Annotated in this window: 20 protein-coding genes; 11 read left to right on the top strand and 9 right to left on the bottom strand. The window is 45.3% G+C overall.

Features of this window, described 5'->3' with window-relative positions; genetic code table 11:
* Nucleotides 1-155 precede the first annotated feature (155 nt).
* On the bottom strand, nt 156-3,188 hold the full coding sequence (locus tag P0M28_RS13470) for an AsmA family protein (protein WP_302210432.1): 3,033 nt from the start codon (nt 3,186-3,188) through the stop codon (nt 156-158).
* A 720-nt stretch (nt 3,189-3,908) separates the two neighbouring features.
* Here P0M28_RS13470 and P0M28_RS13465 point away from each other — a divergent pair.
* Both P0M28_RS13465 and typA read left to right on the top strand, forming a co-directional pair.
* Nucleotides 3,909-4,838: a mechanosensitive ion channel family protein gene (locus tag P0M28_RS13465; protein WP_302210431.1), complete on the top strand. Its 930-nt coding sequence runs from the start codon at nt 3,909-3,911 to the stop codon at nt 4,836-4,838.
* Between the two features lie 60 nt (nt 4,839-4,898).
* Entirely contained in the window at nt 4,899-6,710 is a 1,812-nt protein-coding gene (gene typA, locus P0M28_RS13460; RefSeq protein ID WP_302210430.1) for a translational GTPase TypA, read from the top strand.
* Nucleotides 6,711-6,744: 34 nt separating this feature from the next.
* Here the strand turns inward: typA and P0M28_RS13455 are convergent, their stop codons facing one another.
* From P0M28_RS13455 to P0M28_RS13435, 5 genes are all read right to left on the bottom strand, one after another.
* Entirely contained in the window at nt 6,745-7,476 is a 732-nt protein-coding gene (locus P0M28_RS13455; protein ID WP_302210429.1) for an SGNH/GDSL hydrolase family protein, read from the bottom strand.
* A gap of 233 nt (nt 7,477-7,709) precedes the next feature.
* Complete coding sequence (locus P0M28_RS13450) at nt 7,710-9,137, bottom strand: PQQ-dependent sugar dehydrogenase family protein (RefSeq protein WP_302210428.1); 1,428 nt, start codon at nt 9,135-9,137, stop codon at nt 7,710-7,712.
* A gap of 222 nt (nt 9,138-9,359) precedes the next feature.
* Nucleotides 9,360-9,938, bottom strand: a complete 579-nt coding sequence (locus P0M28_RS13445) for a hypothetical protein (protein WP_302210427.1) — start codon at nt 9,936-9,938, stop codon at nt 9,360-9,362.
* A 368-nt stretch (nt 9,939-10,306) separates the two neighbouring features.
* Nucleotides 10,307-11,254 carry an SMP-30/gluconolactonase/LRE family protein gene (locus tag P0M28_RS13440; protein ID WP_302210426.1) on the bottom strand — a complete coding sequence of 316 codons (948 nt, stop codon included), beginning with the start codon at nt 11,252-11,254 and terminating at the stop codon, nt 10,307-10,309.
* 20 nt (nt 11,255-11,274) lie between these two features.
* The gene (locus tag P0M28_RS13435) at nt 11,275-12,744 is read right to left on the bottom strand and encodes a hypothetical protein (RefSeq protein WP_302210425.1); all 1,470 of its coding nucleotides are present in this window, start codon (nt 12,742-12,744) and stop codon (nt 11,275-11,277) included.
* A gap of 102 nt (nt 12,745-12,846) precedes the next feature.
* On the opposite strand from P0M28_RS13435, the gene P0M28_RS13430 reads away from it, so the two are divergent.
* On the top strand, nt 12,847-13,461 hold the full coding sequence (locus tag P0M28_RS13430) for a hypothetical protein (protein ID WP_302210424.1): 615 nt from the start codon (nt 12,847-12,849) through the stop codon (nt 13,459-13,461).
* 105 nt (nt 13,462-13,566) lie between these two features.
* Here the strand turns inward: P0M28_RS13430 and P0M28_RS13425 are convergent, their stop codons facing one another.
* The 3 genes from P0M28_RS13425 to P0M28_RS13415 all read right to left on the bottom strand — a co-directional run bounded on the left by P0M28_RS13425 (nt 13,567) and on the right by P0M28_RS13415 (nt 15,001).
* Nucleotides 13,567-14,223 carry a carbohydrate-binding family 9-like protein gene (locus P0M28_RS13425; RefSeq protein ID WP_302210423.1) on the bottom strand — a complete coding sequence of 219 codons (657 nt, stop codon included), beginning with the start codon at nt 14,221-14,223 and terminating at the stop codon, nt 13,567-13,569.
* Between the two features lie 98 nt (nt 14,224-14,321).
* Nucleotides 14,322-14,711, bottom strand: a complete 390-nt coding sequence (locus tag P0M28_RS13420) for a helix-turn-helix domain-containing protein (protein ID WP_302210422.1) — start codon at nt 14,709-14,711, stop codon at nt 14,322-14,324.
* Nucleotides 14,708-15,001 carry a type II toxin-antitoxin system HigB family toxin gene (locus tag P0M28_RS13415; protein WP_302210421.1) on the bottom strand — a complete coding sequence of 98 codons (294 nt, stop codon included), beginning with the start codon at nt 14,999-15,001 and terminating at the stop codon, nt 14,708-14,710. The genes P0M28_RS13420 and P0M28_RS13415 overlap by 4 nt, the downstream gene beginning before the upstream one ends.
* Before the next feature lie 316 nt (nt 15,002-15,317).
* Here P0M28_RS13415 and P0M28_RS13410 point away from each other — a divergent pair, with 316 nt between their 5' ends.
* The 8 genes from P0M28_RS13410 (at nt 15,318) to P0M28_RS13375 (ending at nt 24,334) form a co-directional block, all read left to right on the top strand.
* A complete protein-coding gene (locus P0M28_RS13410; RefSeq protein WP_302210420.1) occupies nt 15,318-15,725 on the top strand; it encodes a DUF4332 domain-containing protein in 408 nt (135 codons plus the stop codon).
* Nucleotides 15,726-15,778: 53 nt separating this feature from the next.
* Nucleotides 15,779-16,699: a bile acid:sodium symporter family protein gene (locus P0M28_RS13405; protein WP_302210419.1), complete on the top strand. Its 921-nt coding sequence runs from the start codon at nt 15,779-15,781 to the stop codon at nt 16,697-16,699.
* 73 nt (nt 16,700-16,772) lie between these two features.
* Complete coding sequence (locus P0M28_RS13400) at nt 16,773-18,035, top strand: M14 family metallopeptidase (RefSeq protein WP_302210418.1); 1,263 nt, start codon at nt 16,773-16,775, stop codon at nt 18,033-18,035.
* A gap of 34 nt (nt 18,036-18,069) precedes the next feature.
* On the top strand, nt 18,070-19,551 hold the full coding sequence (locus tag P0M28_RS13395; protein WP_302210417.1) for a sulfatase: 1,482 nt from the start codon (nt 18,070-18,072) through the stop codon (nt 19,549-19,551).
* Between the two features lie 251 nt (nt 19,552-19,802).
* Nucleotides 19,803-21,212 (top strand): purine-cytosine permease family protein, encoded by a 1,410-nt coding sequence (locus tag P0M28_RS13390; protein WP_302210416.1) that lies wholly within the window; start codon nt 19,803-19,805, stop codon nt 21,210-21,212.
* Nucleotides 21,209-21,391, top strand: a complete 183-nt coding sequence (locus P0M28_RS13385; RefSeq protein ID WP_302210415.1) for a hypothetical protein — start codon at nt 21,209-21,211, stop codon at nt 21,389-21,391. Before P0M28_RS13390 ends, P0M28_RS13385 begins: the two co-directional genes overlap by 4 nt.
* Nucleotides 21,388-23,283, top strand: coding sequence for an ADP-ribosylglycohydrolase family protein (locus tag P0M28_RS13380; RefSeq protein WP_302210414.1), 1,896 nt, complete (start codon nt 21,388-21,390; stop codon nt 23,281-23,283). The genes P0M28_RS13385 and P0M28_RS13380 overlap by 4 nt, the downstream gene beginning before the upstream one ends.
* Entirely contained in the window at nt 23,276-24,334 is a 1,059-nt protein-coding gene (locus P0M28_RS13375) for a glycoside hydrolase family 5 protein (protein ID WP_302210413.1), read from the top strand. Before P0M28_RS13380 ends, P0M28_RS13375 begins: the two co-directional genes overlap by 8 nt.
* Nucleotides 24,335-24,539 lie beyond the last annotated feature (205 nt).

Raw genomic sequence — 24,539 nt, 5'->3', positions numbered from 1 at the left:
TATGGCAACGAAGGTAAGTATGGTTTTCATAGGATAGATGTGTATTTGAAAAGTTGAATATACGGCATTTTAGCTCCTGGGCAAAAGAAAAAGGCTCACCATACTGGATTGTGAGCCTCTTGAATAAGTATACAATGCTGCTAGAAAATTTTCTTCTAACGAGGCGGGAAAAGTTTTTTTAGCTTCTTCTTAGCTTCTTCTTTCACTTCCTCGGTTGCTTTTTTCGCCTCCTCTTCCGCTTTTTGTTTGGCACGTTCGGCTTCTTCCTTGGCTTTCTGTTCGGCTCGACGGCGAGCCTCTTCTGCTTCTTTTTTAGCTTGCTCAGCTTTACGACGCACTTCGTCCTCCGCTTCCTTCTTCTGTTGGGCTATTTCTTCTTTCAATTCCTGAGCCTGTTCCTCTACTTTGGCTTTGGCGGCGGCCTGAACGCTAGATTTTCCGCCACCTCCGGCTTCGGTTCCGGCTAGACGTACCTTGGGATCTTCGTAATTTCCGGTAACTTTTAGGTTGAGGATGATGTTGGAGGAAATAGTTTCGTCGCTACCAGCGAATTTGGCAATAGCACTATTTACCGCTGTGCCGACTGTTCCGGCAGGAACGTTCATCTTCATTAAGTAATCAATGCTACCGTCAATGCCGTTGCTTCCGGCAATCACGGTTTTAAAATTACCAATGTTCACATCAAATGGCTCAACGTACACTCGGCCACTACGCACCTCGGCTCGAATGTCTACATCCTTCAGCGATACATTGTCGGTATTACTAAGCTTGGTAATGGTAGTAATCGCCCCTATCAACTTAGAATCTTTAACGGCAGCATCGGCTATCTGGATAATTCCTTTACCATCCAGTGTATTCATCAGGGGCGACATATCTGAACCTAGCAAGCCACCAATTTTAAACCGGGTAGAGAAATCACCGTCCATTTTTTCGGCTACCGGAGCCAACGTCTGGATTGTATTGAAAGTAGTGTAAGCCCGGCTAATGGCTACGTTCTGGATGTTCAGATCAAAATCAAATGAAGGACGTGCTATGTCTTGGGTGTTGTAGGAGCCATTCATGGCAAACTGCCCGCCGAGCGAATTAAAGTTCAGATTATTCATGCGGACTACACCATCGCGAACGGTGATTTTTCCGTCAAGGCTTTGTAAAGTCATATTGTCGTACAGCACCTCCGCCACACTAGAATTAAGCACTAAGTCCAGATTTTTAGGTACTTCTACCACTTCCATTGCAACTTCGGTAGTGTCTTCGGATACCTCCACTTCCTCGTCAGTCATCCATTCGTTTAAATCTAGTTTGCCTGATTTAAAATCTAGCTGACCCCGTAGCACTTCACCTTCGGTAAGCGCGTAGCCTAAATAGTTTGCCAAGTAGCCGTTCATCCGCATATCGCTTCGGCCCGCCGCACCTTCAAAGCTCGCTAGCGTAACCCGCTCGGGATTGAACGTAGCCTCAGCATTGGCAATAGTAAAGCCTTGAGGAAAATCCTTGGCAGTATAGTTAAAATTTTTAATGGTGGCCGAGCCGCTGGTTTTCAACTGGGCGTAACGTTCGGCTTCCACGTCAGATAATTTTCCTTTTGATTGAACATTGGCAGTGATAATTCCGGCTAAGTTCATCCCATCCATCGGGTACAATTGGGTAACTTTAGTTAAATCTACCGTACCATTGGCAGTTAAGTCCCAGGTGTAATCATCTAAGTTGGTGAGAAATAAATTGGCTTGGAAAGGCTCTCCCGCTAAGGTCATGTCAAAATCGTTGACCTGAACGTCGGTTTGAGCTAACTGGCCACTTTCGTTTTTTACAGTAGAGGTGAAGCTGATATTTTCTAGGGGTGGATACTCCGCCTGTTTGATGTAGCCATCTTGCATACTCATAGCCATATCAATCTGGGGAATCTGGTTACTCACGCTATCGTAAGTACCGTTAGCTACCAAGTTAACGTTGTAGATACCACGCATCTCCAAGCTATCTATCGGGAACATCTGGTTCAGTTCACTTAAGTTGAGCTTAGCTGATACCTCGGTATCAATGGTATAGCTGGCTAACCCTTTCAGTAAGAAGCGAGCATCTAGCGGATTACTTCCCAGGTCGGCGTGGAATGATTTAAGATTAACTACCGTGTTATCGAGGTTTCCATCGGCATTATCAATCAGCAGATCTACATCAATATCGGTAACCGCTGTAGGCAGATCAGGGTACTGAAACATGGCGTCTTGGGTGAGTAGTTTCACCTGAAAGGTCGGCATAGATTCCTCGTTGAAAATACCCTTTACAAAACCGTTAAAGTCTAGTTCCCCTTCGGTTTTCACCTGCTCAAAGCCTTCCATATACACGCCGGGCACGAGCGAAAGTAAGCTTTTGAACGTATTATCCTGGGCAGCGAAGGTAATGTCCATATCAATATCGTCGCCGGGCATCGCTACAAAACCATCAAAACCCAGGGTGAAGTCATTGACGGCTACGGAGTTTTCTTTAAACGTGTATCTTCCCTCCGGCAGATTCATGTTTAGAGTCATGTCTGCCATTAGTTTTTTGTTACTTAGGTACTCTACCCCGTCGTAATTCACCGTGAGACTTTTCACTTCGGTGAGCGTTTCCAGATCAAACACATCCAGGGTGAAATCCCCGCTCCCTTCGTGATTCATCCCTTCAATAGCCATATACATTGGCATCGTAAGGTCTTCATACACCACATTGGCCTCATTAATCTCCCAGTGATCTACCGTAAACGACACTTCCTTCGAAGAGGTATCTTCTTCTACTACTGTTGTGTCTTCGGAGGCGATGGCAATGTCGTAGTTCGCTACGCCGTTTTCCAGCACCTGCACGTGAATGTTTGGCTGGTTTAAAACAATACCACTGATGCGAGGCTGACCGCCAAAGACAATGCTCATAATATCAACGGAGATATTAAACTCATCTACCGCCAGTAGAGTGTCTCCGGCAAAAGGCGCTCGGTTCACTACCCCAAAGTCGCCTAGAGAAACGGTAGCATTGGGAAAATTCTTGATTAAAGAAAGTTTGAACTGCTCGGGAGCGTAGTATACTTCGGCATTCACATTTTCGGCAATAGCCTGATCTACGATCTTGCGAATATCATCTTTAAATATGATGGGTAGAATAAATACTGCTGCCAGCAGCAATAGAAAAAATCCCCCTAATACAATAAATAGCTTCTTCATGGTCTACCTGTTAAATCGGTCATGTGAAATTACGCAAGGCTGAACCAAGAGATTAGGCGCATTGGGCGCAGCCTTATCGATGTAATAAATCAATTAAAAACGCTCGCAATTAAAACGTACAACCTTAACGAACAGCGACTTTATTGGGTGGCAGAAAAAACGCGGTTGCGGTGCTCTATCACCCTTACGGTGAATATACACATTAATCAGCGATACTGCTGAGTTAGCATTTTGTCTTGGTAAAGTTACGATAAGCAGAATAATTTGTTTTTCTACCTACACTCTGCCAATTTTACTATACTATTGATACAATAGCGTGTTTTACGTGCTAAAAATAAATATTTTCCCACTAAAATGATCGAGATTACGGAGTTTGCCAAAAAGCTAGTGGACAGCCTTGGCTGACGTACATTTAAACAACCAAATAAGCTGAGTGCTATTGTAGGTTGATGAATAGGCATTACTAATTTTCTTACAAAAGTGATTGTTAGCTACAAAACATACAACTACTCCGCAGCAAGCCTCATGTAAGTGGAATACGTGCTCGCCTAACAAGGTCATAAGCGTCTCAACCTCAAAATATTATAGTAATACCATTGCGTCAGACTGATATTCACCCCCCTAAATGTTTTGGATGAGGGATAAATAATAGATATACCGTAGAGAACTTTGTTGGAGGGTGTGCGTATATCGTCTGTCACTACATGAAAAATATGCCTTATGAATAAGCTATCTGCGGTTAGTCAACAAAAAGCCCAGCTAGTAAAGAAAGAAAATCGTAAGCGAATTAGCTTCTTGCTGAAGCTGCTGCTGGTTGCCGGACTTATCTACACCAATATTCGCTACGATTATTGGATCAGTTTTTTTACGGCGAATAATCCAGATTTGGCCGTCCCTGTAGCCCGGGTCTTCCGAGCCTTACTGTTTATTCTGACTTCTAACTTGCTGATCTCCCTGGCTCGAATCATTCTGGTGGCAGTTTACATCCGTCAGAGAAGTGAGCGTTCTCGCGAGAGTAACGTTGTACTAGCCATTAACCGGATCGCTACCTTGCTCAATATTACTGTAATTGTGGTCGGTGGATTTTTATTGTTTGAGTTAGAGTGGAATGACTTTTTTAGTACGTTTAGTCTAGTAGCCGTGGCTACGGTGTTGTTGACCAAGGACTACATTTCTAACACCGTAAATGGATTAATCAACATGATGTCGGACCAATTAGCACTGGGCGACCGGGTGAAAATTGGTGCCCACGAAGGAACGATTAAAGACATTACATTGAGCAATGTGTATTTGGAAGATGAAGAAGAAAACCACATCATCATTCCAAACAATACGGTATTTGCAGCCGATGTAATTAACTACAATCAGCAGAAGGGTGAGCTGATAGAAGTTCCGGTTGAACTTCATCCGGATGCGGTAGGAGATATTACTGAGTGGGAAACCCAAATAAAAGAAAGCCTTCAACCTTTTCATTCGCATACGAACATCGCTAAAGTGAAAGTTCGTTTGCAGGGCGTAAGTGCTGACAAGGTACAACTAGCTGTTCAGTTTCGTAGCAAAACAAGCAGTCCCAGCCGAAAAAAGGAGATGATTCATACCATATTGCAGCAATTTATTACGGCTAGGACTTCATCTTTAAAGAAAGACTGAGCCTTTCCCGAACCTATTTCCCTATCTTTGCGCTTTATTGGGAAAACGAATACAATTTACATGCAGAGCATACGCAATGTGGCAATTATCGCCCACGTAGACCACGGGAAAACTACCCTGGTAGATAAAATTATTTACGCCTCTAAAATTTTCCGGGAGAATCAAGAAGCGGGTGAGCTAATTCTGGATAGTAACGATCTAGAGCGGGAACGCGGAATTACTATCACGTCGAAGAACGTGTCGGTACGTTACCAAGATGTAAAGATCAATATTATTGATACTCCCGGTCATGCCGACTTTGGTGGTGAGGTAGAACGAGTGTTGAAAATGGCGGATGGCGTATTACTGCTAGTTGATGCTTTTGAAGGGCCAATGCCCCAAACTCGTTTCGTACTAAGCAAAGCATTATCCCTCGGATTAAAGCCGATTGTGGTTGTCAATAAAGTGGATAAGCCTAACTGCCGCCCTGACGAAGTACACGAGCAGGTGTTTGACCTAATGTTTAACCTGGATGCTACCGAAGAGCAACTGGATTTTCCCACACTCTACGGTTCGGGCAAAGCGGGTTGGATGTCTACCGACTGGCAGAAACCCACCGATAATATCACTCCACTGCTGGATGCTATTCTGGAGCATATTCCCGAAGCACCCCAGCGGGAAGGTGTTCCTCAAATGCAAATCACTTCCTTGGATTTTTCTTCCTTTGTTGGTCGGATTGCCATTGGACGGGTGTATCAGGGTAAGTTAGAGGAAGGTGCTACAATGGGACTCTCTAAACGCGATGATAGCATTAAGAAGGTAAAGATTAAAGAACTTCAGGTGTTTGAAGGTTTAGGAAAAGCCAAAGTAAGCGAAGTACAGAGTGGCGATATTTGCGCTGTAGTTGGTCTGGAAGACTTCGAGATTGGCGATACCCTCACCAGCTTTGAAGAGCCGGAACCACTGCCCCGCATTGCCATTGATGAGCCCACCATGAGTATGCTCTTCACGATTAATAATTCCCCTTTCTTCGGAAAAGAAGGTAAGTTTGTGACCTCTCGTCACCTGCGGGATCGCCTATTCAAAGAAACGGAGAAGAACTTAGCCTTACGAATTGAAGAAACTGACTCGGAAGATCGTTTCTTAGTGTACGGGCGGGGAATTTTGCACTTGGCGGTGCTGATTGAGACCATGCGTCGCGAGGGCTACGAGTTTCAGGTAGGGCAGCCCCAAGTGCTGTTTAAGGAAGTAGATGGAGTACGCCACGAGCCAATTGAAACAATGGTAGTGGATGTACCTGACACCGTATCTGGTAAAGTGATTGAACTGGCTACTCAGCGTAAGGGTGAGTTGCTAATTATGGAGCCCAAGGGTGATATGCAGCACCTAGAGTTTGGTATTCCGGCTAGGGGTTTGATCGGTCTGCGGAACCAGATGCTGACGGCTACTGCTGGGGAAGCGGTGATGACCCACCGATTTAAAGCTTACGAACCTTACAAAGGCCCGGTACCCGGACGAATTAATGGTTCACTCATCTCAATGGATATGGGAGTAGGGACGCCGTACTCAATTGACAAATTGCAAGACCGAGGAGTATTTTTCGTTGATCCCGGTGAAGAAATTTACATGGGGCAGGTAATTGGTGAACACACCCGAGGTAATGATTTGGTGATCAATATTCTGAAAGGAAAAAAGTTGACCAACATGCGAGCCTCTGGTTCAGATGATAACAGCAAAATTGCTCCCAAGAAGGAATTCTCACTAGAAGAAGCCCTAGAATATATTCAAAAGGATGAGTACGTAGAAGTTACACCTAAGTCCATCCGAATGCGGAAGATTTATCTGGATGAAACCGAGCGCAAACGCATGAATGCTAAGATAGAGGCACAATAAAATTACCAACGTAGGAACGTCGTTAATGACGTTCCTACAGATTATTTCTATCCGATTCAAAGTAAGCCTCCAATAACCGGGCAAGCACTTGCCTACCGCGAACATTAGCGTGTACCGGGTCGCGGAGAAAATAGTCGTAGGATGCGTGGGTTTGAGATAAATAATTGCCCCAGGCTGATTTCATATCAAAGTATTCTACTTGAGCATCTTCTGACATTTCTGCTAATTGAGTTCTGAAATCATCTGGTGATGGTTCTAGCGTAAACTCAGGGTTGGTACGTGGATCATCATCGCGACCTACCGGGCCACTCATTACCATAATTTCCGGATCAGGTTCCATGCGCTCGCGTACTTGCCTAATCACGCTGTGGATTGCGGCGGTATCGCTCAGGTGAGAAATACCGCCGATAATGAGTAAATCAGGCTGGTACTGTACTACAAAAGTATCAATTCGATTTTCGTGCTGGTAGTAGGTGCATCCGGTGCCACCGCGCACTGAAGTAATTACTTCCAGATCAGCTCCCGGGTACATGTCCTCTACCAATGCTTCCCAGGCGGAGTTTCCGGTATCGTTAATAATCGAGTTTCCCAGCATAACTACTCGTACTTTTTCACCATTTCTGAGAGCAGTTATCGTTTTATCCAGATATTGAAATCGGTCTTCGGGCGGTGAGAAGATGACGGAAGGAATAGTTTGGTAAACGCTATCGGCCCACTGTTTTACCTCTTGGTCGCTTGTTGCCGGATTAATCATGATCTCTTTCAAAGAAGCAGCTTGTCCTTCAGCGGGTTGCAACCAAAATTCCGCCTGAGTGGCATTCGCTTTAGACTGTACATAAAATATATATCGCTGAAAATCTACGGTTGGATCAATGCTGGATGGTCAGCTAAAAGCATCGGATAGTGATTCTTTTTGGAAGTTTGCGTAGAAGGTATGGTCAGAGGAATGACAAGCTACTGCTCCGAGTAGCCCTAGAAAAAGGAAGTATTTCATAATGTTTAGTTCAGAGCGAGGGTAGAGCTGGATGGCATCGTGATTTTCCAGATACTGCCTCGGTTTTCAATTACGTAAATGTGTTCGCCTACCTGAACGGCATCAGTTGGGCCCTGAAATCTGTCAACAATGCGATGGCTACGGACGGAATAGTTGTCAATATCTGATTCGTAAGTTAGCTCCAAATGTAGCAGGTCTGCGCCTAGCGATGAAAAAGGTCTCATTAACGGTTGGGTTACACCATCGAACCAACTTAGCACGAAGGCATCGCCCTGATACGGATCAGCCAACAGGCTATCCCGATCAAAGAATAAGCCCAAAGGTGAGCGGTGGGGGGTGAATGTGCCAACGGTAACTCCGGTAGTATCGGCATCCATAACCAGTCCGGTTTCCCGGTCGCGATAGATATTGGCATCAGGGCCGTGATTCTGAATGGCGGGAACGAACTCTACGTTGGCAGGTTTGGGTGGAAAGCCGGGATCATTACGAAACTGTTTCCCTCGGTGAGCAAAGGACATGGGATTAATAAATGGATCTTTCTCAGGATCAGGGTCCCAGTCAGGAAACTGCTGAGGGTTCAAAACCCCACCCATCTCCCAGGGATAACCGTAATGCCGCCCCGCCCGAAACCAGTTCATTTCTTCGGGATGATCGTAGTCCGACGAATTGGAAACTCCGAACAGCTTGCCTTCTTGCGAAACATACAGATCAAAAGCATTACGCACTCCGTCGGAAAACAAGTATTCGTTTGTTGCTAAGTACGACGAATCATTTTTTAGCAAAATATCTTTACCATCAGCCGGTAAGCGAAAAATGCAAGCAGTAAGCGGTACTTCCCGGGCATTTGGATACTCCCCATCGTTATCTTGTATTTCGCCGTGGTCGGTTCGGGCCCCGCTGTTTACGTAGATGTATTTTCCGTCCAAATCAACGGCAATACCGTTAAATTCATGGCTGTAGATGGTTGCCGTGCGCCCGTAGTCTTCAGTAACAGCAACTGATTCAAAATGATATTTGCCATCGGGTTGCCGAGTCCCCCGAACAACTTTGCCCTTAGTCCCTTTGTCACTATTTGACGGGATGTTCCCTACCAGAAATAGTAAGTCGCCATATAAGCGAAAGCCCTGCAAGCTAGTGATCCCGTGACCTTCAGCCGTAGCAATTAATTCTTCTGATTTTCCATCTTGGCTGAGCTGATAAACATCGCCCTGCTTGGTATTGTAGAGAATACTTTTGGTAACTGAATCGTAGTTGATTCGGATACCTCCGCGCTGAGGAGAAGCAAATTTCTCAATGGTTATTCCTTCGCGCAGCGCAACCGGATACTCTTCTTTTGGCAAGTCAGCTTGCTCAGAATATTCGGGGGGCGAAGGGGTACTACAGGCGAAGAGTAGTGAGCCAGCTACCACAATAGCACTTTGAAAAATATTCATTGGCCTATTTCTTCTTTAATCCAATAGGGGCGGGAGATGCTGTGTAAATCCCACATGACTTTTCCTTCTCGGATAGTTAACTCACACTCCAGCTTTTGGTTTCTATCCATACGAAAGCCTCCCGAGTCAACAAAGCAAAAATCACCTTCCTAAACACTTAGCACCGTTACAATGGTCTGGCTATAAATATTTCATCCTTTTCTGGGTGTTTACCTTCTTTTTCTATTCAATGTTGATGATTTCTCTTAGTTTCATTGATTGTTCTTGATTATTAGTTTCAATTCTATTTAGATACTCTTTTAAATCAGCTTTTTTTATCTCGACTCTCCTTCCAACAAAAACATCAAAATGAAATCTGTTATCTACATGAGCAGTATAATCACATACTAAGTAATCAATATCATCTAGTTTGAATTTACTTTGTTCTCCCTCATTTTTATTAGTGCGAATCAGGTATGGAATACCCTCACTTCTTATTAATTGGAATGAAAGAATTACTTGGTCATAACCTGGTAAAAGGAAGAAATCCTCTGAATTTACAAGTATTTCTTCATCTAAGGTTGAAACTGAAGAATCTCTTGTTGTGGGTATTACTTTTCTTATTCGTGATTTATACTTTAAATCAAAAAGCATAATTTTTTTTGGAAGACTTCTAATCACTAATCTAAATCCATAGTCTTGCAAATACCATAATTCAGGATCTCCTTCATTTTTTGAAAACCCTCTTTTCCCTAAGTATTCAATTATGGGATAGAGGAGGAACATTGAAAGTCCTATAAGTACCCCAATCAAATGATCCATAAAACTTGATTTTTATTTGTTGTTTCGCAAAAACTCTAAGTCTAAATGCACTCTCGGTATCTGTCCTTTTTCAGCGTATATTCAATGCAATTTCTTAATAAATTTGACCTTCTTCGTAAAGTTTTTTAGTTGATTTTCATGTCGGTAACTCGGGATGTTATAGGGGAGGGCTTTTTTAGGTACCATTTCTGTTTTTTCAATTGTTGTGGCAAGAAAACGCATTAATGTTTGTATCTTCTCAGATATTTCCATAAGTCAGTGTAGGTTAAGTGACGGTGGCCACGCCACTGATAGTCTTATTACTATAACGCTAACTTCTTAAGTTATACCCACCCCTCAGTTAGTAATTTTGCAGAAAATTAGTCAGGTTAATGCATTTCCCAAGCTCGTCCTGGCTTTTCTACTCGGAACGTTTCAATACAGCCTCTGTCTTGCAAGGTAACGTAAGCAGTTCTTCCGTCGGAACCGCCAAAAGCAATGTTAGAAGGAAGCTCTCCGGTCATCTTAATTTCTTGGAGCACTTCGCCTTCGGGTGAAACTTTTACAACTGTGCCTTTACCGTGGCGAGTGATGTAGAGGTTGCCCGCTACATCGCAGCGTATTCCGTCCATGCCATAGTCGGGGAAAGTGATGAGTTTGCGTTTGTTGCTGATCTGTCCGTCGGGGGATAGGTCGTAAGCCCACACTACCCGTTGTACGCTCTCGTTGACGTAGAGCGTTTTTTCATCAGGACTAACTTCTACGCCGTTGGTAGTACCCATATTTTCTTCCAGCAAAGCAGTGTTGCCGTTCGGGTCAATCCGCCAGAGTTGCCCAGTACTTTCCGACCAGTTGGGATCGCTAGCAAACAGTACATCTTTACTGGTGATAGCAATATCGTTAGGCTGGTTCATAGAGTCGTTATGAGCGAATACGGAAACGGACTGGCTAGCCATGTTCACTTTCAGGATGTTGTGTTGCGGATAATCGGCGATCAACATATCGCCTGCCTGATTGAAGCGAATTCCATTGCCTATGCTTCCTTCGGGCAGTTCAATGAATACAGAAGCCTCACCTTCAGCGGTAATCTTCCCGATGGTTCCCTGCTTTTGAAAATTAACCGCGTAGACACGTCCTTCCGCATCTACTGCCGGGCCTTCAATGCCTTTAGTAAAGCCTTGCAGCTCAGTAAAATCTTGACTTTGGTAGAGACTGTCTTTTTCAGATATTTCTTCTCGGAAGTGGGTATTGTTTTCGGATGATTGGTTGGAAGAAGAGCAGGCTAGCTCAAGAAGAAGAAAAAAAGCAAAGAGATAGCGAGAAACAAGATATTGCATAGTGGCAGTAAAATAATTAATTAAAACGACCAGTCTGTTAGTGAGTTGTGGCTGAGCTGATTACTTTCAGTCAAATGCAAGCGGAGTAGTCCAGCAACCAAGTTGTTGGTTTCTAGCTTAGCTTCGTAATAAGGATCGTTAGGCTGACGAACAAATAGTTGCCCACTCCAGAGTTTCTCTACGGCAATGTTGGCGTAGTTTTGAGCAGATTGCAGCAGACGATCATCTTCTAGAATTTCGTGAGCATCCAGCGTAAATTGTAGAGCATTTGCCAGACTGTTTACCACGAAGTCATCCGGCCAACCGGTTTTTAGCAGCATATCGGCTACTTTCTTCACCATTTCTTTATAGGCAGGGTCTTGGGTAGTTTGGTAGAAATAAGCGGCAATCCGGCCGAACTGAATTACATCGGAACCGCCGTAGCCAGTGAAGATAACGGGAATGACGCCTTCGTTGAGGGTTTGTCCATCCAGATGTAGCAGATTGTAATAACTGTGTTTTTCTGGATGCCAGGAGTATTTCTCAATCGACTTGAGCATAACTTCGGCTCGTTCCTGTAAATAATTAAACTTCGGATGCTGCTGAGCCGATTTAAGCCAATAATAGCAAAGTAGAGAAGTTTGACTGAGCGAAGCGTAGCGGGCAATATCACGAGGATCATCAATGCAGGAAACCGTTAGGTTTGTTTCGGGATTACGGTATTTCCAGTAAAGCGAGCCACTGCCTTCCGTCCATTTCTTCCACAGTGGGTTTTCGGTTTTACTGTACAGAAAGGAAAATGAGTAACACTGCAAGCCACTGTGCTTGATCCACGGTTGCCCGCCATCTTGATACTGGGCTAAACCTCGATAATCAGGCTTATCAACTTTCTGCCAGCGAGCGTGGCGATTGAACAAAAAAGTCTGCGTGGTTGGACTACGAAAGTGGTAGCGTACCCCGGAGATTGCCTTGCGGACGGCGGAAGTGTCAATGTTCCATAGAAATTCCCAGGGTGGGGTTTCCGCTAAAAACTCATGGTAAATATCATCGCGAGGATTTTCCAGATCACCCACCATCACCGAGTCAGCGTAAAAGTTGTAGTACAAGTGTTCGCCCCAAGCCAGCAGTCCGGTAGCGGGATTTTGGCAATACTTTAGAAGGTCTCGGGCGTAAGCATCGGCGGTACGCTGATACTGGTCTTCACCAGTAAGCTTGCTTAGGGCGAGAAAAAGTTTGATGGTTTCTACATCATGATAAAAGTTGCTGCCACCCACGGCTCGGTCATGAGCGCGGGTACCTTCGGTAGGCGGAACGTTGGCTTTAGGCACGCTCATGTCGCGGGTATCAATTACTGAGGCAATCAGATTATTAGAAACACTTCCGTAGTTGTCTCTTCCGTGCTCAATCAGGTTGTCGCAGTGCGTTTTTACGTAGTGAAAATAATTAATATCCTGCCCAAAAACAGTTGAGCTAAATAGTAAAAACAATGACGAGATTGGTAGGTGGCGCATAGAGCGAAGGGCGAAGTTAGGGTGTGAGTAACGCTAGGAAAACTAATTAAAAACCATTAGATTAGACATAATAGGCTGAGTTATTTTTTTGATTACGCTCATATGGTTAGCCCAACAGGAACATACCTTGCACTGATTTTTATATTAGCCTCGCTAACTTATTCGGCAATTGGCCAAGACGCTAATTCCGGTTACGAAATTGATGCTATCAAGGGAAGTCGGTTTCTCTACGACGATTTCCTGCCTGGGACGGTATATTTTGATAATAAAACCAAGTTTACCAACATCCCGATGAGGCTGAACCTTTATCACGACGAACTGCAATACATCAATAATGACTCAATTTATGCTTTTGCTACACCAAATCGGTTCGATAGTGTGACCATTGGAGGTGAAGCGTTTATCTACCTGGATGAAAGCAATAACTTAGACCTATCAGGATTTGTAAGAATATGGAACTCTCAATTTCCGGCTATCGTGACTAAAATGAGCGTGGGACTCTCAGTACCTCTTCGTTTTGATCGTAAGGATGACCAGCACTATTTGATAAGGTCTGAAAGCGATATAGTTATGGTAAAGTCAGTAGAGCATCTTATCTACTTGCTTTGCTATCACTCTCTTGAACTTGAGGAGTTTGCTAAACAGGAAAAAATATCTTCTACTAACGGTGCGGAATTAGCTTGGCTAGTAGAGCGTTACCGAGAGGTGTATCAATAATAATTCTATTTTAATCCCCGAGGGAATTTTTACTGCCAACTGTGGATTGAAATTGTTATGCTGCGTTAAACGCGTACGCACTAGAGATAACGGAAATACAGAAAATTATTCAAACACAAAGGTACCGAACTTCTGATATTCATGGAAACTACCCGAGGTAGGTTGCCACTGCCAGTAGCGAGGCTCATCCAAATCATAGTCTATTCGGTACAAATTACCTCGCCAGCGAGTGCCTGCTTGGGGTGGAACATTTCCCAATGGTTTAAGTAAAGCGTAAGGGATGAAGAATTCCGCCGTCCAGCCGCTAGCTTTTGCCATGCTTTCCCTCTCTCCACCCTGTACGGAAGTAGCGTGACGGGTGCGTCGTTCGCCTTCGTAGTGCCAGGGTCGCCAGCCAAAAAACGTACCATCGCGGTTGGGGATGATAATGGGTAACTCGTAGTTCAGAGGAGAAAGCTCGTACTCGAAGTAAAGCGGTTGAGCTTCATCCGTCCACAGAAAGACTTCTACCACATCTTCTTTGTATAAATCAGAAAAATCTTCGGTCAGCGTAGCAGTGAGTTGCTCATCTTCGCACTGCATCAGAAAATAAATACCCGTTTCGGAGTACAGTACTTTGGCTTGAGTGAGTAGTTCTTGCGATGGACCGTGCTGGAGCAATAGCGTTACCCACTCAGTTTTACTCCAGGCGGAATAACTACCCTCACCGTCAATCTCAAAATTTTCAGTAGGTTGAATGTGAAGGGTGGTATCTTGACTCATAGCAGGTGAAGCTAACAATAAAAGCAAGGAAACAGCAATGCTGTACATCAATAGGAAATATAGTTCAGAGACTGTGGGATACAATGAGTTTTACTATTTCAATCTAAAGAATTCCAATACGAAGTTAGAAAAAAGGATTCGGCAGGTATCCAGCGACGGTTAACCATTTCTGTGGCCGCTTGTGTGGTAATACGGCGATGCTTATTAAGTATTTGAGAGCGTGTGGAACGATTGGGTAGGACTTCTTTTAATTGTTCCAAAGTAATTTCGCCCGCTTCAATTTTTAAGTTTAATAAGTCAATGGGATCAGGGGCGCCGATAGGATAATGTCGCTGTTCATAAGCCCACACCAACTCGCTAAGCAAATCTAGTTCTTCTCCTGTAGGAGTGCCAAGTTGAGCATTCATAAGTTCGTCAATGCGAGCAAAAGCCGCATTTAACTCTTCTTCATTTCGAATTGGTTTATGTAAGATTATTTTGTGGCTCATAACTTCGTTACGTCAATTTTATCGTATCCGTCGTGAGTACCAATAAACCGGATATAAACTACTTGATACGCAAAATTTGCCTTGACAATTAATCGGTACTGGTTACCCTTTATTTTAGATGAGAACTTATTGTCACCTAAATAGCGAGCGTTGGAGATATTGCTGATAATATCGTTTGGATTTTGCCAATTCGCTCGCTCAGCTTTCAGATACCACTCTTCCAAAGCAGACTGAGCATCACTATGCTTTTCCCAAAACTCTCGTAATGTTCTTTTGGCAATAACTCTCATTTGCTATTACGCTAAAATTATACAATTGTTTGCGTTTTTGCAAACATACTAACGAATAATAAATACCTGATATTAGATCATGACATTAATCTAAGTACGATGGTCTACTAATAATCTTAGATAATAGACTTCCAATATTCATAAACTTCTCAATTTAATCTGACTAAAAAGTGATTTAAGGTACTAGAATAGCTTTGCTATTGATTTTTTTTCTATTTTGGTAACCAGAGTGAAATACAATTACTTTTCTTGCTTTCAGAAGTGACTTTCAAACGATTCATTTAATAAATCGATAATAAACCAAACATCTCTTACCATGTCAAAAACTATCACCGACATTGAAGGCGTTGGCGTTACCGTTCAGAAGAAGTTAGCCAAAGCGGGCGTTCGCTCTGTAGGTGGCTTGCTGAAAGAAGGAGCGACCAAAAAAGGACGAAAAGCTATTGCTGAAGCCAGTAAAATTGACGAAAGCAAAATTCTGACCTATGTAAACATGGCCGATCTTTTCCGTATCAAAGGCATTGCTGGGCAATTTGCTGAGCTACTGAAAGCTTCAGGAGTAGACACAGTGAAGGAATTGCGTAACCGTAACCCTGAAAATCTGCATGCCAAACTTTTGGAAACCAATGCAGCCAAAAAGCTAACCCGCGTGGTTCCCGGAGTAAAGCAAATCACCGACTTTGTGGAGCAAGCGAAGAAGCTAGATCCAATGGTTACCCATTAAATGAAACGTAGCTACTAAAGAAGCCATCTCCCGAGAGATGGCTTTTTTCGTTTATGGAAGTACTCGATAAACTCACGCTGAACTTCAATCAGCAAAGTCTGCAATTGCTGAATTTTTGCCTGAGCTTGGTGATGTTCGGTGTAGCCCTAGAGTTAACCGTTGCCGACTTTCAACGGCTGTTTCGTTCTCCGCGTAGCGTATTAGTCGGATTGGCTTCTCAACTTTTGTTGTTACCTGCTATCAGTTATCTACTTATTCGGATAATTCAGCCCACCACCAGTGTTGCTCTGGGCATGCTGTTAGTGGCCGCCTGTCCCGGGGGTAACCTATCCAATATGTTTACTGTGATGGCGAAAGGCAATGGAGCTTTATCGGTAAGCCTAACCGCTTTGGCTACGCTGGTAGCCGTGGTCACCGTACCGCTTAACTTTACTTTTTGGTCAGGTTTGTATCTACAGTCGCAGAGCGAAGTGTCGGCCATTTCTTTATCAGTAGGTCAGATGATCGGCACGCTTCTGTGGGTAGTTGGACTGCCATTGTTGGTAGGGATGCTGGTTAATCGGTATTTTCCTAAGTTCACGCAGAAAGCGCGGCGACCCATGCGAATTTTCTCATTGATTATATTCGCAGTCTTTATCGTTGCCGCTTTTTCGGCGAACTTTGACCTATTCCTACAGTACGTTCATTTACTGTTGCTGATTGTGCTGGCTCATAACACGTTGGCGTATTTACTTGGCTACGGAATAAGTGCGTTATTTGGGCTCAAATTGTCTGACCGAAAAGCCATCGCAATAGAAACGGGCATTCAGAACTCGGGTCTAGCCCTGGTGATTATCTTCAACTTTTACGATGGGCTGGGAGGTATGGCGTTTCTGGCCGGTTGGTGGGGCATCTGGGATATTATTACCGGACTGCTTCTCGCTTGGGGCTTCGCTAGAGTAGGTAAGGGGCAACCATTAGCAAAATATTCGTAGATTCAGCGGAGCCATTCAGGACAGATAAGGATGGTGGATTGATGTTATTTAGTTTGCTTCGCAATCATTTACTATGCACACTACACTTATCATTTTACTAATGCTGACCAGTAGCTTGATTGGCTGGTCGCAGACTCCCAAGAAAACATACCAAGGCCAGGGCCAGGTTCAGGAAGTAGATACCAGTCCCCGACCTATTCAGCAGCAGTACCAAACTACGTTTGCGTTTGAGGATGCTGGAATTTACATTAGTAACGAGTTTGACGGAGCCCGGCTTAACGGAGCTTTAATGAAAGAAGATACGCTGATGGTGTGGATCACTCCCGAAAATGCACCTATTAATCCTAGCCCCTGGTATGCCTTCAAAATTTGGTCAGACGAGCCGAAAGAAGCACTGGTAAAATTTACCTACCAAAATGCCAAGCATCGTTACTTTCCTAAACTCAGTCGTGATGGTGAAAGCTGGCAACCGCTGGATTCCGCGAACTATCAGGAATTTAATAAAGGCGAAGCGGACTTTGGGCCGAATTCCCTTCCCGAAACAGTGGTAATAAAGTTATCACTGGATGCCGATACGCTGTGGGTAGCTGGGCAGGAGTTGCAGACCAGTAAGCATATTTTTGCCTGGATTGATAGCTTGTCACAACAGTCCTACATCAGCTACTCCGATATTGGCGAGAGCCGATTAGGGCGACCGATGCGAAATATGAAAATCAGCGAAGGTAAGCAGGAAGATAAAATCGTAATGGTGTTCGGACGACAGCATCCGCCGGAGGTAACCGGATGGCTAGCGATGAAAGCTTTTGTAGAAACCTTGACCGGAGATAGCAAACTCGCCCAGAAATTCAGAAAAGAATATACCACCTACGTAGTGCCACTCATGAACCCCGATGGGGTCGATTTAGGCCACTGGCGCCATAGTGCCGGAGGGGTAGATCTGAATCGGGACTGGAACCAGTTTTATCATCCCGAAACCCGGGCGGTGCGCGATTTTCTACGGAAAAAAACAGATGAGGGAGCCAAACTCTACTTCGGAGTTGATTTTCACTCGACCTGGGACGATATCTACTACACGCTAGACAGCGTATCGGTGACTAACACTCCCGGACTGATGGCCGAGTGGCTCAGTTCTATTGAAGACAATATTCCTGATTACGAAATCAATGCTAAAGGTAGCGTGAATGGTACGGGCGTTTCCAAAAACTTTCTGTTCCGTGAGTTCGGTGCCGAGAGCCTAGTCTACGAAGTAGGTGACAATACTCCCCGTCCGTTTGTCCGCCAAAAAGGACAGGTCGCCGCAGAACAGTTGATGCGGTTGCTACTGGATAGAGAATAGAAAATTTCTGCACAAAATCTATTATTTCCCAATAATGCTCACTATTCGTTCATTACCTATTTATTTACTTGGAATACTTAGTTTCTCGAGTTGCCAATCACCCGCCCCCGAAACTACTACTGAAACGGTATCCCCACCTAATGTGCTGTTCATCGCGGTAGACGACCTGCGTCCCGAACTGGGTTGCTACGGTAAAGACTATATCCAGTCACCTAATATTGACCGACTGGCTAGTCAGGGTTTGGTGTTTAATCGGGCGTACTGCCAGCAGGCCGTTTGCTCTCCGTCTCGTACCAGTCTGATGACGGGACTTCGACCAGACTCCTCTCACGTCTACGATTTGCAAACCTACTTCCGCGATGTAGTTCCTTCCTCAGTGACAACTATTTCGGAGCACTTTATGCAGCAGGGCTACCACGCTGAGTTTTGGGGGAAAATCTTCCACGCGGCTATTCTGGATAGCGCGTCCTGGAGTGTAGAAGGAGGTAATCAAGATCGGCGGATTGAACCGCAGTGGCCGATGGAAAACTGGCGGGCTTATGTAACCAACGAAAGCAACGCAATGGCTGACCAAAACGACGGTGGTGGCCCACCCTACGAACGAGCCGTAGTGCCCGACACCGCTTATCCCGACGGAATTGTGGCGCAGCGAGCAATAGAAACACTAGGAAAGTTGAGCCAGCAAGATCAGCCATTCTTCTTAGGTGTAGGTTTCTACAAGCCTCACTTACCGTTCAACGCTCCTCAAAAATACTGGGACTTATACGACCCGGCCGATATTGAATTGCCCAACCAGAACACTCCGCCCGAGGGCGCACCTGACGTAGCGTTGACTGAATGGGATGAACTTCGGGCGTATTCGCTAATACCGCCGGAAGAAAACGTAAACGATACCATAGCGCGCAACATGATTCACGGTTACCGCGCCTGCGTAAGCTACACCGATGCTCAGATTGGTAAGGTGCTAGATGAACTAGAGCAGTTAGGACTGAGAGAAAATACTATTATCATTCTGTGGGGCGACCACGGCTGGAAACTGGGCGACTACGGCGACTGGTGCAAACACACCAATTTTGAATTAGACACTCGTTCTCCGCTCATTGTAAGTGCCCCAGAAATGGAAGCCACCGGAAAGCAAACTAACGCATTGGTAGAATTCGTCGATATCTATCCTTCGCTCTGCGAACTAGCTGGATTGCCTCTCCCTAACCATTTGCAAGGCAAAAGCTTCGTTCCCCTGATGAGCAACCCGAACCAAGAGTGGAAGCAAGTGGCATTAAGCCAGTTCCCCCGTCAACGAGGAGAAGTTATGGGCTACTCTATGCGAACCGACCGCTACCGCTACACCCGCTGGCAGGACACAACAGGAGCAATGGTTGCCCAGGAACTATACGATCATCAAAACGATCCCATTGCCTACCAGAACTTAGCTGCCTCAGCCGAGTACGCAGATACAGTTCAGCAACTAGATGATTTATTGACGGAAGAGTGGACACGCTCTCTAACGAATAAGTAAGTAATATGAACTATGGATTAGAATAACGCAGTCTCTACTTGTCATGGGAAATCTTGCTATTTGAGCGAAGCGACGGAGCCGCCCGAGCGGTTTCAAGATTTTCTAGATTTTTGTCTACTTTTCATCAATGGAAAACCGAACCGCCGATGCGGTAGAAGCCCGCCCGGCTCAAAGGCAAGCATCAAGAAATCAAGTACTTATAAGCCGCCACCGATAAAATCTACCCCAGAGCTCATATTAAACAAAAATTCATGGCTGAAAAAAACATAACCGACCAACTCGCTGAAGTAAATGAGTACGAACGGGAGCCGGTACCGGAAAACAAAGTAAAGGGCTTTCGCAGCTTTGTAGGAATGGTGGCTGGAGAACACATTGCCGGAACCGAGTTCGTCATCGGCCCTCTCTTCGTTTTGCATGGTGTCACCGCTCGCGATATTTTTCTAGGATTACTGATTGGGAATATTCTAGCTACGCTAAGTTGGACGTTCATTTGTGCGCCTACGGCAGTGAAAACCCGCACGACGATCTTCTACCAACTGGAGCGCATCTGCGGTTTCAAGCTGGTGACTATTTACAACGTGGTTAATATTTTGCTGTTCAGTGCGACGGCAGCAGCCATGATTGGGGTTTCGTCTACGGCGGTAGGCTTACTGGTGGATGTACCCATGCCCGGTCTCACTGATGTTTATCCTAGCAATATTCTCTCGATATTAATTGTAGTCGCTATTGGCTCGGTCATCGCGATTGTGGCTACGATGGGCTACGATCAGGTATCCAATTTTGCCAATATTTTTGCGCCTTGGATGCCACTGATTTTCATTGCCGGAGCAGTGGCAGTACTGCCCCAACTAGGAGTTACTTCGCTAGATCGGTTCTGGGAAGTAGCCAATGCTAAAATCTGGACGGGTACGGCAGTAGAAGGGCTGTCGCAGTACACTATCTGGCATGTGATTATGTTTTCCTGGCTGTGCAATACCGCCATGCACATTGGCCTTACTGATATGTCGATTTATCGCTACGCTAAGCGAGCTACTTACGGGTTGGCTTCAGCGGTAGGGATGTTTGTGGGGCACTATATGGCCTGGCTTGCTTCGGGTATTCTGTGCGCTACCGCTTTACAAGCTGGAAATCTAAATCCTTCACCGGGTGAGATTGCTTTTTACAGCGTAGGCTTAGCCGGAATTATCTGCGTAATCGTAGCCGGATGGACAACTGCCAACCCTACGATTTATCGGGCCGGACTGGCCTTTCAGGTAGTGTTACCTAAACAAAAACGCTGGCGGTTAACCATGATTATTGGGGTGATTGCAACGCTGCTGGCGTGCTCGCCTTGGCTGGTTTCCAAACTAGATCAGTTTCTGGGTATTTACGCGCTAGTAGCTGCTCCGGTTGGTGCCGTGGTGCTGATCGATGTGTTTCTTTTTCCTCGTCTGGGGCTTCAGAGCAATTATGCTGAAGTAACTGGTTCGTCTTTCAACTCGATTGTGTTCGTCACCTGGGCGGTTTCTTTGGGTGTTTGTTACTGGCTTTACGTTTATACCGGAGCTGATTTTATGTTCTTTATGGCAGTGCCCGGCTGGATTATTGGGGCAGTTCTGTATATCGTTCTGAGCAAATTATTTCAGCCTAAAATGGTCGCGAATAAACCTACCACCGCATGAGAAAATTATTGATTATACTATCATTTCTGGGACTAGCCCTAACGGTTATTCCGGCTTTTTTAGTCTACCACGAAGTTATTGATTTCGCTAATCACAAAACATTGGCGTTGATCGGAACCTTACTGTGGCTAGGAACTGCACCCTTTTGGATGAACAAAAAGAAAACTTCTAACGCATGAGCAGAACATTAGATTATACGACCTATCTCGACAAGATTCACGGCGGCTGGATTGGAAAATGTGCCGGAGGCATCCTGGGCGCGCCTATTGAGGGCATCAAAGCATTCAACCAGATTGAACTGTCCGAAAAATTATTCGAGACTAATTTTCCCAATGATGATCTGGATTTACAGGTACTCTGGCTGGATATGGTGAAACAGAAAGGGCCTTGGGTGCGCGAAAATGATTTTGCTGATCACTGGAAGCAACACGTCCGCTTTCCTTGGGGTGAGTACGGAGTGGCTTCCCGCAATATTGATTTAGGGGTGTATCCACCGGAGTCAGGTACACACAATAATCACTACTGGTACCGGGGCATGGGTTCACCCATCCGCAGCGAAATTTGGGGAATGCTGTGCCCGGGAATGCCTGAACGAGCCGCTTTCTACGCCGAAATAGATTCCAGTCTAGATCATCGCCGATTTTCTATCGATGCCGAGAAGTTTCTATCGGCTTGTGCAGCCGAAGCCTTCTTTGAGAGCGATTTGCGGAGTATCTTCCGTGTAGGTCTTAGTCTGTTTTCCGAAGAAAGTGAGTTACACCAGATGGTCACGACCGTGATGAACTGGGCAGAGAAATGCAGCTACGAAGTAGCAATGGGCAAAATCAAAAGCTTCTACGGTGATGCTGATTTTACTTCGGCTCCCATGAACATAGCATTCACGCTATTAGCCCTGTTACGATCAGAAGGAAGCTTTGATGGAATTATGGATGCCTTGCACCTAGGTCACGACAGCGACTGTGTAGTAGCTACGGCCGGCGCTCTGCTGGGAATCGCCAAAGGCTACGAAAATCTAGATCCCAAGTGGAAAGAACTGGTAGGCGACGAACTGCTGGTTAGTCCCGAAATTATAGGCATTGAGCACGCGAATACCATCAGTGGTCTAGCCCAGGAAACGGCTCAGGCCGGGATAGCCTTTATCCAACACTTTGATGAAACCCAATTGACTAATGCCCCTGATGTTGATCTGTCGTCTCTATTGCCTTGCCATGTAAACGTATACCGTAGTTCAGAAAATGCTTCTGAGCTTATCGTAAAGTACGAAAACCTGACCGATCATTCTCAGTCAGCCCAACTGGTTCTCCAATCAGATGATTTATCTTTTTCCGAGACTACCCTAGAATTGTCGGTAGAAGGCCGAGCGGTAATTGAGCGGACGGTAACGTATCAAATACCTGACACTGCTTTCTCTAAATCCGCTCGGGCGTATTCGGTGGAAGTGCAGGTTGATGGCGAACGGGTGCCGACGCTGGAGCGATCGTTGCCTCACTACGGAAGTTGGTTGCTGCTGGGTCCTTTCATTCAGGACGATCCGGATTTGGTGCCGATGGATGAGGAATACCCCGACCACGGGTTGGCTTCCTTGCCGTCATTCCACTACATGAACCAAGATCGGGTTAATACTGATACGGATTTTATTACGCGAGAAGAAGTTCAGGAAATTGCTGGCCAGAAAGAGTACGATGCTCAGCCGTTTATGGTGCAGGAAATTCAGCCGTCGGGTTTTGTCATTAATCTGAACGATTATTATTTGGGAAGAGGGGAACGAACGCTGTATCTGTACACCAAACTGCGGAGTGCCGAGGCTCGACAGGTTTGGCTGACGATGGGCTGTAGCGTCTATTTCCGGGTATGGGCTAATAGCGAACTGGTGCATAATCAAAAGGAGATTCAGCGGTGCTGGCCTTACGCCACACGGAAGCTTATCTCGCTACAGGCGGGAGAAAATAATCTGTTGATTCGGGTAGATTCTCCGGTAGATGAAATCAGCCTGGAACTCGGCTTCAAAGATCTTGCTGGAAAACACGCTCACCAAAGCTTCTGGAATACTGATCTGGTACCGTATGTATAGAATTCTGATTCTTCTTCTACTAATTTCCTTTGCGGGTCAGGCACAATCCACTTTTGAGAACACTACCTACCGAGGTGTTAATTGCGGAGTGACGTTGGTGGAGGAAGACGTAAAAGCGCTAGCTGACCTGGGCGGTAACCTGATCCGACTAAGTTTTCCATCCAATCCGCTGATGGACATTGAACCGCCCTATGGTTTCAATGAGGAAGCCTTTGCTTATCTAGATAGTGTATTGTATTGGTCAGAGAAATACGGCGTTGGCGTAGTGATTGATCCGCATCGTTACCCTGGCACCGAACACCAGTGGACGATGCTCGGCTCTGACCCGTTTTGGCAAGATTTCGCTTGGCACGAACATACCATTCGGCTATGGGAACAGATTGCCCAACGCTACGCTGAGTACGGCGACGTGATTGCTGGTTACGATTTGCTTAATGAACCGGGATTACCCAAACCAATAGAAGCTGGCTCGCCAGGCGATTTGAATCTTTTGTACGCTAAGCTAACGGAAGCTATTCGTAAATACGATACTCAGCATACGATTATCCTGGCCGCTCCTCGCGTAATGAATGAAGCGGGGCGAGGTTCTTACATCCGGGGATTGCCGATAATGGAATTGCCGAACGATGAACATTTGGCAGTAGAATTTCATATGTACGAGCCTCAGGCGTTTTCCCACCAGGGGGTGCTTAAGCAAGATGGTGATCTAATAGAGTATCCTGGCGAAATCGAGGGAGCTAGGTGGAATAAAGAAAAGATCTATGCAGTTTATCAACCTGTTCGGGATTTTCAAAAACGGTATCCGCAGGTTCCGTTGTTTCTAGGCGAGTTCAGTAGTCCGCGTTGGCTGGGTAAAATGGGCAATCAGTATTTAGAAGACATTATTCAAGTGACGGAGCAGCACAGCATTTCCTGGACCTACCACGCCTTTCGCGAAGCTAGCGTCTGGGACGCTGAGCAATCTAACACTGACGCGGCCGATACCATCCGTCAAACCACTACACCTCGTTTAGAATTGCTGACTCGCTTTTTTGATCAAAACAAAGAGTAATATTAACGCTTGGAGCTGCGACCTAAAGTAGTAGTAAAAGAAATGCCACTGAAGTCTATCTACGTAGAAAAAGCATAAAGGGCGAAGTATCGCAAGGTTAGATTTAGTACCAAAAGCTTGACACAGTTCTGGTTAAGTAGTAAAGATGCGGCTTTATTCATAACCTGAATCTGGTTTATAACGTAAACTAGTTTGCGGAAAAATA

The organism is Tunicatimonas pelagia (genome assembly GCF_030506325.1).
Taxonomy (GTDB): domain Bacteria; phylum Bacteroidota; class Bacteroidia; order Cytophagales; family Cyclobacteriaceae; genus Tunicatimonas; species Tunicatimonas pelagia.
Note: the sequence above shows the minus strand (reverse complement) of the source record. Positions and strands in the feature narration are given on the sequence as shown.